The sequence below is a fragment of the Pantoea sp. DY-17 genome (assembly GCF_019795975.1).
GTDB lineage: Bacteria > Pseudomonadota > Gammaproteobacteria > Enterobacterales > Enterobacteriaceae > Pantoea > Pantoea leporis.
In genome coordinates, this window is the sequence record NZ_JAIMIG010000002.1 from 90,055 (window position 1) to 102,925 (window position 12,871).

At 55.2% G+C, this 12,871-nt stretch carries 7 protein-coding genes; 4 read left to right on the forward strand and 3 right to left on the reverse strand.

What is annotated here, in order from left to right; all coding sequences use genetic code 11:
* Nucleotides 1–24 precede the first annotated feature (24 nt).
* Nucleotides 25–8,622, reverse strand: coding sequence for a GH36-type glycosyl hydrolase domain-containing protein (locus K5Y33_RS10880; RefSeq protein ID WP_222233926.1), 8,598 nt, complete (start codon nucleotides 8,620–8,622; stop codon nucleotides 25–27).
* Between the two features lie 271 nt (nucleotides 8,623–8,893).
* Here K5Y33_RS10880 and K5Y33_RS10885 point away from each other — a divergent pair, with 271 nt between their 5' ends.
* Together K5Y33_RS10885 and K5Y33_RS10890 are read left to right on the forward strand one after the other, a co-directional pair.
* Nucleotides 8,894–9,055 (forward strand): YnfU family zinc-binding protein, encoded by a 162-nt coding sequence (locus K5Y33_RS10885; RefSeq protein ID WP_217548267.1) that lies wholly within the window; start codon nucleotides 8,894–8,896, stop codon nucleotides 9,053–9,055.
* A gap of 4 nt (nucleotides 9,056–9,059) precedes the next feature.
* Nucleotides 9,060–9,305: a hypothetical protein gene (locus tag K5Y33_RS10890; protein WP_222233927.1), complete on the forward strand. Its 246-nt coding sequence runs from the start codon at nucleotides 9,060–9,062 to the stop codon at nucleotides 9,303–9,305.
* 17 nt (nucleotides 9,306–9,322) lie between these two features.
* Here the strand turns inward: K5Y33_RS10890 and K5Y33_RS10895 are convergent, their stop codons facing one another.
* A complete protein-coding gene (locus K5Y33_RS10895; protein ID WP_101761526.1) occupies nucleotides 9,323–9,595 on the reverse strand; it encodes a hypothetical protein in 273 nt (90 codons plus the stop codon).
* A gap of 195 nt (nucleotides 9,596–9,790) precedes the next feature.
* Between K5Y33_RS10895 and K5Y33_RS10900 the strand changes: the two genes are divergently transcribed.
* Complete coding sequence (locus K5Y33_RS10900; RefSeq protein ID WP_137387363.1) at nucleotides 9,791–10,267, forward strand: ferritin-like domain-containing protein; 477 nt, start codon at nucleotides 9,791–9,793, stop codon at nucleotides 10,265–10,267.
* 165 nt (nucleotides 10,268–10,432) lie between these two features.
* Complete coding sequence (clcA, locus tag K5Y33_RS10905; protein ID WP_192413031.1) at nucleotides 10,433–11,815, forward strand: H(+)/Cl(-) exchange transporter ClcA; 1,383 nt, start codon at nucleotides 10,433–10,435, stop codon at nucleotides 11,813–11,815.
* 108 nt (nucleotides 11,816–11,923) lie between these two features.
* Here clcA and ampR read toward each other — a convergent pair whose 3' ends face one another.
* Nucleotides 11,924–12,808: a LysR family transcriptional regulator AmpR gene (gene ampR, locus K5Y33_RS10910; protein WP_222233928.1), complete on the reverse strand. Its 885-nt coding sequence runs from the start codon at nucleotides 12,806–12,808 to the stop codon at nucleotides 11,924–11,926.
* Nucleotides 12,809–12,871 lie beyond the last annotated feature (63 nt).

The following is a 12,871-nucleotide window of genomic DNA, read 5'->3' on the forward strand; positions in this document are numbered from 1 at the left end:
GAAAACTAATGACCTTAGTGATTGCTACTCAGCGAGATGAATTCGTATCTGATGATTCCCGACGTCGCAGCTGAGTGTGATGGCATCATCGGCACTCAGCACATCATCCAGCCACAGCTGATAAGCGCCAGGCGTGCGCAGCATCTCAATCTCATAGCGCGCGGCCCCTTCGTGATAAATCACCTTCGCGCCCGGCCATGCTTTGGGCAGACGCGGACGCAGCCGCAATGTATCGCCGTGGCGCGTGATGCCGAGCAGGCTTTCGATGATCAGCTGATAAGTCCAGCCCGCCGATCCGGTGTACCACGTCCAGCCGCCGCGACCTTCATGGTTCTCGGCGCTGTAGACATCCGCCGCCATCACATAAGGTTCGACTTTGTAAGTTGCAACAGCTTTCGCATCCAGGCTGTGATTGATCGGATTGATCAGCGCCAGCAACGCCCATGCGCGATCGACCTGGCCCATCTCGGCGAACGCCATAATTGCCCACAGCGCGCCGTGCGTGTATTGCCCACCGTTTTCACGGATGCCAGGCAGATAACCGCGAATGTATCCCGGATTGGGGCCTGCGCCATTGAACGGCGGCGTCAGCAGTTTAATCAGGTCGTTATCGCTATCCACCAATTGCTGATCGAGCGCCTGCATCGCCGAGGCGCATTTGTCGTGATCGCCAGCCGCAGACAGCACCGACCAACTCTGCGCGATGGCATCAATGCGACATTCTGCGTTGCGCTGCGAACCCAGGGTTTCACCGTTATCGAAGTAGCCACGCAGGAACCATTCACCATCCCAGGCGAGCTGATTGAGCGCCGTTTTCAGCTTCTCCGCCTGTTGTTCGCACAAGCTGGCGGCTTCCGGCTGATCGATACGTGTGGAGAGCGCGGCAAAGCGCGTGAGCACGCTGTAGAGGAAAAAGCCGAGCCAGACGCTTTCACCTTTACCGGCAATACCCACTTCGCTCATGCCGTCATTCCAGTCGCCGGAACCCATCAGCGGCAAACCATGCTCACCAAACCGCAGACCATGCTGGATGGCACGCAAGCCATGCTGCCACAGGTTTTCCTGCAGCTGACTGACGTTCGGCAGGCTGTAAACTGACTCTTCTTCGGCGGTGAGCAGTGGCGCTTCAAGATAGCTAATCGGCTGTTCTAACAGCGCAAGATCCTCCGTGGCGGTGATGTAGTGGCAGAGTGCAAAGGGCAGCCAGAGATAATCATCTGAGCAGCGGGTGCGCACGCCGCGTCCGGCAGGCGGATGCCACCAATGCTGCACATCGCCCTCGAGGAACTGGCGGGAAGCGCACAGCACCAGCTGATCGCGCAGTAAGTTTGGCGCGGCGTGGGTGAGCGACAACGTATCCTGCAACTGATCGCGGAAGCCAAACGCGCCACCGGACTGATAATAACCGCTGCGCGCCAGCAAACGGCTGGCCAACGTTTGGTACAGCAGCCAGTTATTCGCCAGCAGATTCACCGCTGTATCGGGCGTTTGCACCTCGACTTTGTTTAACAGATTGCGCCATTGCTGCTGCACTTTCGCCAGTTCGGCTTCCGCCTGTTCGCTGGGAAGAAATTGCTGCATCAGCGTCAACGCCGCTGCGGTATCTTCCGCCGCGCCTAACACGAACACCAGCGTGCGCGTATCGCCGTCAATCAAGGTGACCAGCGTTTGCAGAGTGGCGCAGGGATCGAGCCCCGCGCCGGTGTTGCCTGATAAACCGCGCGCTTGCATCATCGCGGGCTTACGCGTCGAGCCATTGCGGCCCAGACACTCAAGGCGATTACCGCTGAATGCAATCTGATTGCCGGATGCGGCGAAGAAGGCGGTGCGCATCGATCCGCTGCTGGTATAGGGATTTACCGCCAGAATGGCGCTGCCATCCGCCACCATCGCCGAAGAAGTTTGTACATGGCGGGCAGATTGGCTCATCAGCTCACCCAGCACCCATTCGACGTAGCCGGTGATCGACAAATGACGGGTTTTGCCAGACAGATTACTGAGCTGAATCAGGGTGATTTTCGCCGCCTGCTCGCCAGCTACGAAGGTGGTGAGCGTGCTGCTAATGCCTTGCTCCTGATGCATAAATCGGCTGTAACCCATGCCGTGCTGCGTCAAATAATCTCCGGCGCCGCGCATCGGCAGCGGCATAGGTGACCAGACATCGCCGCTCTCCTCATCGCGCAGATAAAAGGCTTCGCCCGACGTATCGCTCACCGGATCGTTGTGCCACGGCGTCAGGCGATATTCATGCGCATTTTCATACCATGTATAGGCCTGACCACTTTCTGAAATCACGCTACCAAACTGTTTATTAGCCAGCACATTGCACCAGGGCGCGGGCGTCTGCTGATGTGGGGACAACAAAATGTGATATTCACTGCCATCGGCGCTGTAGCCGCCGGTGCCATTAAACAACTGCATGTTTTCCGGCGCAGCGAGGCGGGCGGGCGCAGCAAAGGCTTGTTTATGCGCCAGGAAGCGGCAAGGCGGCGCCACCGGCTGGGGTTTTAACAGCACCGTCAGCTGGTCGGCCAAACTGCCGTTGCGGCCTTCCAGCACCACGGCAGCTACGCTGAGTAGCAGCGTGACATCTTCGGGCGCAAAGTGCTCGCTTTGGCGCAGGAAGATGCCGCCAGGCTTATCGGTCAGCATCTGCATCTCGCCTGATGAAATCATTTTGATCAGCTGATTTTGCAACAGCTGCTGATAGCCGATTTGCTCGCCGTTGAGGATCACCAAATCTACCGTCAATCCTTTCTGGCGCCAGTATTGATGCGCTTTAATTAAATTGCTCACCAGGCTGAGCTGGGTACCGTTTTCGATGCGCACCAGCACGATCGGTAAGTCGCCAGACAGCGAGTGTCGCCACAGCGACGATTGTCCCAGGCGATTCTGCTGCAGACGCTGGCTGTCGCCGCGCATTTCAGGGCTGGCAAAAATCACCGCGCTGGCGAGCTGGTTATACAAACTGGCATCTTCGGCGAGGATGTTCAGCTGGCGCAGCGCCACCTGACTGTGCGAGGCCGCCATCTCAAATACCCGATTGGCGTAGACATTGTTGCGATACTTCTCTATCAAGCTAAGGCAGGCATCACGCTGCGTGGTGACGCCATACACCAGATCGAGGGTGACGGATTTACCCGCTTTGATGGCGATTTTTTGGCGAATCGACATTAGCGGATCGAGCACCGCACCGGCGCTGCCGCTGAGTACGCCATCGGCTGCTATCGCCTGCGGATCGGCGGCGGTTCTGCCGCGACCAATAAACTGTGCACGGTCAGTTTCATAATGCGTATCGCGCTCGCTGGTGCCATGAATCAGCAGGGCGTGGAACATCCACAGCGGCTCGGTTTTCTCATCGCGCGGGCGGCGATGCGCCAGAATCGCTTCAAGTTCAGTGACGATTTCGGTTTGCACAAACAGGTTGCTGAACGCCGGATGCGCCATATCGCTGGCGGCAGAAGCCAGCACCACTTCCGCGTAGCTGGTGATATCTATTTCACGTAGCTGGCGTGAATGGTTGGTCAGGACGATGCGGCGGATTTCCACATCATCTTCTGGCGACACCACCACCTGGGTGCGGGTGCTGAGCGTTTCCATGCGCGATTCAAACTCCGCGCCGGCGTCGGTAAAGCGCGCAATGTGCTGCGGGCGCGCATCGCCGCTGGGCTGGAACGTCGGGCTAATCAGCTCGCCGGATTGGCGATCGCGGATGTAGCAGAAGATACCGTGCTGATTGCTGGTGCCATCGGCGCGCCAGCGGGTTAACGCCAATCCTTTCCACTGGCTATACCCGGTGCCGGATTGCGTCACCATCACATGATAATTGGCGTTCGATAGCAGCTGGATCTGCGGCAGATGCGCCGCCGAGCCGCTAAACTCGCGCAGTTCGGGCGTATCTGAACGCGGCTTGATCTCGCTGGTGTCAACGAACTGCCGACGCGGGGTATACAGCTCAATGTCATCCGGCACGCGCTCCTGCAGCAGCAAGTAGGAAGACTGGAAGCGCGCACTCGACATAAACCGCGCCACCATCGGCGCTTCATGCAGCAGATGCGAAATCGCCAGAAAACCCATGCCCTGATGATGCGCCATGTAGGTTTTCACCGTGACAAATTGCTGGCCGCGCGCCAGGCGCTGCGCGGTGAAATCGAGCGCCTCGTAAAAACCGTATTTGCCGCAGGCACCCATTTTCTTCAGTCGCATCAGGTTGTCGGTGGCCTGATGCGGCAGCACCATCAGCGCCAACAGCGAGGCGTAGGGCGCAACCACATGATCATCGTTGAGGCCACGCTTCAGCCCTAACTCTGGCGTACCAAAAGCTTTGTATTGATAGTTTTGGCTGTCATCGAACGCGGCGTAAGCCGACTCGGAGACGCCCCACGGAATCTGCGCGGCATCACCGGACGCGATCTGCTGCTTCACCGCCGACAGTGCCATTTTTTCCAGCAGCGTATCCGGGTAAACCGGCATCACCAGATGCGGCATCAGGTACTCAAACATCGAGCCACTCCACGACATCACCGCCGGTTTGTTATCCAGTTGGGTGAACAAACGGCCCAGCACGAACCAGCTTTTTACCGGCAGCTGATTAGCAGAGATGGCGTAGTAGTGCGTCAGGCGCACTTCGGACGGGAAGAGATCGTAATGGCCTTTATCGAGCGCGCCGCTGTCGAGATTGTAACCCACGCTGAGCAGCGCGGTTTTTTCGACATAGAGAAAGCGGAAATCCATTTTTGCATGATCTTCCAGCCGTCCTTCCAGCTCCAGCAAAGTCGCCATGCGTTCACGTGCGGCCCACATCACAGACGCCGCGAGCTGAGAATGGAGGCCGGGGCGATGACGCTCTAACTCACTCAGCCACAGCAGAGAAGGTAAGGCGGCAGGCAGATCATCATCCGGCGTGAGCCAGCTGAAAAACAGCGTCCACTCCTGCTGCAAATCGCTGAGCTGGTGGATAAACCGTTCGAACCATTTCACCTGCAACGGCGGCAGCTGCATCTGCGCCAGCAGAATTTCACTCTGCGCGATCAGCGACGAGAGATGACTGGCAATCGCAACGGGCGCGGCCTGTTGCAGCGCATCAAACTGCGCGGTTAACTCATCCCAGCGATCGTTACGCTCTGTGCCCATCTGCGCTTTCGCCAGCAGCAAGGTGTCATGCAGACCGGCCATGATCACTGGCAAGGCGAGCACCGGCAGATGCTTCCACTGCGTAAGGCCGGCCTGTAGGGTGGCGAGGTGCGCGGCGAGGTTGCCGCTGTCGACGGTGGAAACGTAACGCGGATTTAACGGCTTCAGCGTGTAAGTGTCGTACCAGTTGTAGAGATGTCCGCGAAAATGCTCCATGCGATCGAGGCTATCCAGCGTGGCGAGCGAACGGGTAATCACCTGTTTCTGCGTAATGTAGCCAAAATCCCATGCGGTTAAATTGGCCAGCAGCGACAGCCCGATATTGGTCGGCGAGGTGCGATGCGCTACCACCGGCTGCAACACTTCCTGAAAGTTATCCGGCGGCAAGTGGTTATGTTCGGCGGTGACGAAATCTTCAAACCAAGCCCAGGTGTGACGCGCGGTGTGGCGCAAAAACTGTTGCTGCTCGGCGGAGAGCTTTTTCTGGCGAGAATGGGCCGGTTTACTCAACTGCCATAACAGCCACGGCGTGATGAGCCATAGCAGCGAGATCGGCAGCGCCAGCGCAATCAATTCAGGATTAACCAACGCGGTTAAAAGTGACAGTGCAACGCCCGCCGCTGGGTTAAACCACATCGCCTGATAAAAATGGCGAAGTGACGGCGTGGGCGATGAACTGCCCGCCGAGGCGCTTTTCCATTCATGGAGAAACTGCCCGCTCACGTTGAGTCGCCACAGCGTGACGATAATCGCCTTCAGCGACCAGTAGCTTTCATGCGGTAGTGTCGCCAGCGTCAGTCCCGCGCGGCTCAGGCGCATTAACGCATCCGAAGACAGGATAGAGAGATGATGCTGCCAGGCGCGCGTCTTGCTTTTGCGCATGCCTTCCATGGTCAACGCTAAGGCGCTGGGCAACAGCAGGAACAGCGCAATGCAGCCGAGCCAAAACGGCGGATTCGCTACCCAACTAAATGCCAGGAACATCAGCAGCAGCAAGGCGGGCGCAATCAGGCTGCGACGCAGGTTGTCGAACAATTTCCAGCGCGACAGTGCACTAAGCGGATTGGCCTGATAACCGCCATCCTCCAGACGCACGCGCAGTTTCAGCCAGTTCAGCAGCTGCCAGTCACCGCGTACCCAGCGAAAACGCCGTGCCACATCGCTGAGATAGTTATCCGGGTAGTGTTCGTACAGCACCACATTGCTGACCACGCCAGAACGCGCATAACAGCCTTCCAGCAGATCGTGGCTGAGCACCAGATTTTCCGGGCAGGTATTACGCGTCGCGCGGGTAAAGGCCGCCACATCGTAAATGCCTTTGCCGACAAACGAACCTTCGCCAAACAGATCCTGATAAATATCGGAAGACATGGATGAATACGCATCGTTGCCCGGCACGCTGCTGGAGAGACGCGCGTAGCGGCCTTGGCCAAAGGGCGGAATCTCCTCCGCCAGACGTGGCTGCAGAATGGCATAACCTTCCACCACGCGATTCAGGCTGTCATCAAACACCGGCGCATTGAGCGGATGCGCCATAATGCCAATCAGCTTATGCGCGGTTTCTCGCGGCAGAATGGTGTCGCTATCGAGGGTAATGACGTATTTCACCGTGCGCATTTGCGCCTGGCTGGCGCCGACGATGACGTTAAACATCTCCGCTTCGCCCTGCAGCCAGCGATTGAGCGCATGCAGTTTGCCGCGCTTACGCTCATAACCCATCCACACGCCCTGCGAAGGGTTTAGCATACGGTTGCGATGCAGCAGAGAAAACAGCACATCATTGTGCGACTTGCTGCTGTAACGGCGGTTGAGCGCCTGAATTTTCAGCACCGCATAACCGATGATTTCGGCATCATCGTCATCGTGTTCGGCCGCGCTGTCGGTGAAATCGGCCAGCAGCATAAAGCTGATGTTGTCGAGCGCGTTACCGAGATAGCTGGTTTCCAGCGACCGCAACAGCGCATCGGTGCCATGTTTGCTGCTGATTAAACAGGGGATCACCACCAGCGTGCGATCGCCATCCGGTACCGCCAGCTCGTAATCAAGTCGCGGAAGCGGTACCGGATGGCGGGTGCGGGTTGTCACTTCGCTGAGCAGCTGCAGGGCGAGCTGGCTGCTGATTAAAATTACCGCCGGCACCAGTAACAGCCACAGCACCACCGACATCGCGGATTGATGAGTGAAAAACAGCGCTTCGGCGCTGAAAGCGGTGGTCAATAAAGTCAGGCTGCCCAGCCAGGAGAGCAGCGGCGTTTGGCTGAGATGATGGCGCGCCTGATTCAGCCAGGAACGGCGCGGCTTTAGCTGTTGCTCAAGCTGCGCACGCCCTTTATCCAGTAGGAAGTAACCAATATGCTGTTGGCGCGCTGGCAATGCGGCCTGACGGCTCAGTGCCAGCACCTGATTGGCCACGTTTAGCTCGTCGAATTCGCTCTGGCGAGCCAGCTCTTCAACCACATGCCGATATTGATCGCGGCTGTCAAAATGCATCTGGGGATAAATCCCGGCGGGATCCTGCGCCAACACCTGCTCGACCAGGCTCAGCGACTCCACCAAATCCTGCCAGTTGATTTCGCCAAGCTGGCGCAATCCGGCAATGCTGTTGCTGACCGAGAGCTGACTCAGTGCCAGCTGGCGGTTGAATTGTTCAATCACATCCGCAGTGTTACGCCCGGTGTTCAGCAGATGTTGCTCAACCCAGGTCAGCGCCAGCGAGTGATTCTGCCCATTCAGTTTGCGCGCCAGTTCGGCGACAAACGCGCCGGAAAGCTGATCGTTTTTGTGCGCCATATCGGCGATCACCTGAATCACGCGAGTGGCGTCCCTGGCGGAGTGATGAACGATCTCATTAATCCACGCTTCGGCCTGGCTGCGCTCCTGATGAATCTCGGCAACGCCTTGCGCAATACGTGCGAGGTTATCGAGCAGCGCAAAGCGCAGCATAGCGGGAAGCGCCCAGAGTTCACCCATTAGCAGCGGCGTCACGCGTTGATAAGCATGAATAAAGGTCGCCAGCACCGCCGATTCTAAGCGGCCATCGCTGTGGCTGATCATCTCATCCGCGATCGCCTGAATGCGCAAAGAGTGCGCGGGGTCTTTCAGCGCAGGTAAACCCTGACCAAATTTGGTGGGCAACAGATGGCGCACCATCCGAATTTGCTCTTCGATAATATAAAAATTATCCAGCAACCATTCGCCAGCCGGTGTCAAATTACGCTTCTCACCGGTACTTAATATTTCAGCGCTTTTTATCAGCGCCTGTTCGTTTTCCGTCAGCCGCTGCAATAATTTATAGCTTTTTTTGGCGTCGGAAAGATGATGCGTTTTTGCCAGACGCTCGCCATATATTTCCATTTGCCGCTCGGAAAAAACATCTGGCCGGTTCGCCTGGTAAACACCGCTGTGATGTAAAAACTCAAAACTACTGCGTGCCGTTGCTGGAAGCGCACTACTGCTAATGAATGGCCCGGTGGGAAGTTTATTTTTCATAATGGCGTCGCAAAAAATCCAATGGATTATAAAAGTCAGCACTATCAACAGGAAAGTTGACGGTATAAGAGAGGGCGAGGGAAAATATTTGTCTGTTTTGAGTATAGTGCCAAATCGATCTTACGGTTGGTTTATAAAATAAAAGTTAATTTAGAACATTTAACTGAACGTAATGATGGGGTTGAGGATCTTTAACGTTGTTGTCAAGTGTGAGTGGCAATGAAAAAAATCAGGTGTGTTAGAATCAGTTAACGGAAAAAGGAAATAAATTATGAGCTGGTTAAATCAATTTTTAGAAAGCTTATCACGCCGGGAAGTCAAAACTCAGTGTCCAGTCTGCAAAAAGTTTTGCCCACAATCTTCCTTAAAGCAAGCGCGCGGACAGGCTATGTTGTGCCCGCACTGTAAATCACTGTTTATTGCCGAGGAGTAAGCGAATGCGCCATATTCTTGAATGGATTGATGTAAATGAACAAGCGCCCGGCTACAAGCAGGAGTGCATCGTGCAATTTGAAAATGGTGAGGTGCAGGGCGGCTGGCTTTATGGCGGGCAATCGCGCAGCGGCGAGCATATTTTCCTTGAAGCGCATGCGGAATATGAAACCAGCATGGAGGTGAATTTGTGGATGTCATTGCCGCCAGCGCAACCGGACCAACTCGCTGCGTTTCACTCGCCGATATGAAAGAGCACAAGATAATATTATCGCTCATATTCGATAAATGACCGTTGCGCTTCAGCCTGATCGACAAACTGAAAAGCGTAAGGATGTATCAGTTGTTCATCACAATACCAGCAGTCATTAACACGTTTAAAAACGGCACCCTGATGAAAGGGTTGAGTTTTATCCAAACGCATAACGGCATATGTGCCATTGTTGAAGGTAACTTCATACAGAGAAATTAATCCGAGCGGCATTAATCTGCGTTCGTGAATAATTTCGCCATTGAGATCTGGCGGCCCTGGCTTTTTCATTATGTTCTCTCCGATTGACCTGGTTTAAGTCTGGCAATGATTTAAACAATGCGGCGAGTTTATTTTCAGGCTTCGCTTGTGAATTGTCTATTGTCCGCCAGGATTAAGTCAGGCTTATGTGCCGGCGTAATTCCTTATTCACTCTCGCCCACGTTTTTACCTACCTGATATTCTATTCTACTAAAAGGCCATATTATGACAATTAAAACACTGCAAGATCTGTTTGTGCATGATCTCTCTGATATTTACAGCGCAGAAAAACAGATCACCAAAGCATTACCAAAAATGATTCGCGCCGCCTCTGATCCTAATCTGGTTGCGGCTTTTAAACAGCATCTCGAAGAAACGCGCGGACAAATTGAACGTATTGATCAACTGGTTGAGCTCACGGAAGGCGTGCAGATCAAACGAATGAAATGCCATGCGCTGGAAGGTCTGGCCGAAGAGGCGCAGGAAATTATCGATGAAGTAGAAAAAGGGCCGGTTTGCGATGCTGGACTGATCGGTGCCGCACAGAAAGTTGAGCACTATGAGATCGCCACCTACGGCACCTTGCGCGCCTTAGCCCTGAAGCTGGATTATCAGGATGCCGCCAGGTTACTGGGTGAAACGCTGGAAGAAGAAAAAGCCACTGATGAAAAACTGACGCTGATTGCTGAAGAGCAGGATTAATTCCCCGTAGAAGAGGTTGATGCATCGGCTAAAAATGCCCAACCTCTTCCATCCTGAAAAATCCGCTTGCGAATTCCTGGTTAAAAATCACTTCATTCTCAGTATGCTAATCCCTCTTTTTTCAAACTAGCGTTTGAACACTGTTCTGAATACAGAGGGATTTGCATGTCTGCTCATCATCACTCCGCAGAGCCCAAAACGATTTTACGTGCTGGGCGCTTCTTATTGATGCAGAAACTATTACGCCGCGACAAAACGCCCGTTGCACTATTACTGCTGGCTGCGCTGGTCGGTGTGCTAACCGGTTTGGTTGGCGTGGCCTTTGATAAAGCCGTGAATTTTGTAGTGCAGACGCGATTGAGCTGGCTCGCGGATGCCGGTGACAATCTGCTGGTGAAAATAATCGGTGCGTTTTTCCTTTCGGCATTATTAGGCGCTATTGGCTATTTCCTGGTGCGACGTTACGCGCCAGAAGCGGGCGGATCGGGTATTCCTGAAATCGAAGGCGCGCTGGAGGAGCTCAGACCGGTGCGCTGGTGGCGCGTACTACCAGTGAAATTCATTGGTGGCATGGGCGCGTTAGGTTCAGGCATGGTGTTGGGTCGCGAAGGGCCAACCGTGCAACTGGGTGGCAATATCGGCGGCATGTGTGTCGATCTGTTCCGCGTTAAATCTTCTGAATCTCGCCACACGTTGCTGGCAACCGGCGCTGCCGCCGGTTTATCGGCTGCCTTCAATGCGCCGCTGGCGGGCATCCTGTTTATTATTGAAGAGATGCGTCCGCAATTTCGCTACAGCCTGATTTCCATCAAAGCGGTGTTTGTCGGCGTTATCGTCTCCAGCATTGTTTTCCGCGTGTGTAATGGTAATGAGGCGATCATCAATATTGGTCAGTTGCAGGATGCGCCAACTAATACGCTGTGGCTTTATCTGGTATTAGGCGTGTTATTCGGTGGCTGCGGCGTGGCATTTAATCGCTTCATTTTCCTCGCGCAGGATCAGTTTCAGCGTTTGCACCAAGGTCGCGTGGCACCTTGGGTGATGTGGGGAAGTTTACTGGCTGGCGCGTGCGGCGTGATTGGCCTGGTGCTGCCACAAGCCATCAACGGCGGGATTGCCTTGATCCCCGATTTCTCCAGCGGTAGTTACAGCGCGCTGGCCTTGTTTCTGCTCTTCGCACTGCGCACGCTCATCACTGTCTGCTGTTTCTCCTCCGGCGCGCCAGGCGGTATTTTCGCCCCGATGCTGACGCTAGGCACGCTGCTCGGCACCTGCTTCGGCCAGCTCTGCATGCAGTGGCTGCCGGGTTTACATCTGGAGCCGGCAACCTTTGCCGTGGCCGGAATGGGCGCGCTGTTTGCGGCGTCGGTGCGTGCGCCGCTGACCGGCATTGTGTTGGTGCTGGAGATGACCAACAATTATCAGCTGATTTTGCCGATGATCATTACCTGTCTCGGCGCAACGCTGGCCGCGCAGTTCTTCGGCGGCAAACCGCTGTACTCCGCGCTTCTTGCACGCACGCTGGCGAAGGCGAAACAGATAGCGTAAGGCCTGGCTTACGTGCGGGCGCTGACACATCTGCTGCGGCGCGAGGACCGCCGGACCAAAAGTGACTCCGGCCTGCGCATTTGCGCTATAAATCACGTGTTCGTTTAATTAGTGCGCACCGGGCAAAAAGGTATCCATCAACCAGCCAGAAAACGCGGTCATCGCGGTGCTTTCGGGCCGCGATTGCAAACGCGTTAACCAATAGCCGCCGAGATCGATTTCAGCGGCGAAAGGGCGCACCAGCTTCTCACTTTGCAGCAGGTGATAGAAAATCCTCACCGGTGCCAGCGCAATCCCCGCACCTAACAACGCCGCTTCAATCATCGTCAGCGACGAGTCAAAAATCATCACCGGATGCGCAGGCGATGGCGCATGTTCGTTCATGCTTTGCAGCCATTGGCTCCACTCATCACGGCGGAATGAGCGCAGCAGGGTAAATTTGTGCACGTCTGCAGGCTGTTGTAGCTGCCGGGCAATGGCCGGATTACACAGCGGTGATAACGGCGCAGGACAAATACACTGCGCCTCGGTGCCGTGCCAGGCGCCGCTACCAAAGCGAATGGTGTAATCGTGGCCTTCGGCAGCCGGATCGACGCGATTGTTGTGGGTGGAGAGTTGCAGCTCAATGTGCGGATAACGGCGGTTAAAATCCTCTAATCGCGGCAACAGCAAGCCGGTGGCAAAGCTTCCCACCACACCAACTTTCAATTTTTCGCGCATTTGACCGGATGAGAAACGATCCAGCGTATCGGCAATCCGATCGAATGAGTCGTTGAGCACCGGCAACAGGCTTTCGCCTTCTGTGGTCAGCATCAACCCGCGCGATACCCGCACAAACAGCTGGCAACCGAGCTGCTGTTCCAGCGATTTTACCTGCTGGCTCACGGCTGCATGGGTTACGTGCAGCTCAATCGCCGCATTAGTAAAACTTAGATGACGTGCAGCGGCTTCAAAGGCTCTAAGCGCGTTCAAGGGAATATAGGGTCGTGTCATGCGCCAACCTGTAAGATTTTCTATTGTCTGACGCTAAAATTAACAGTTTGTTGCACCCTGTCA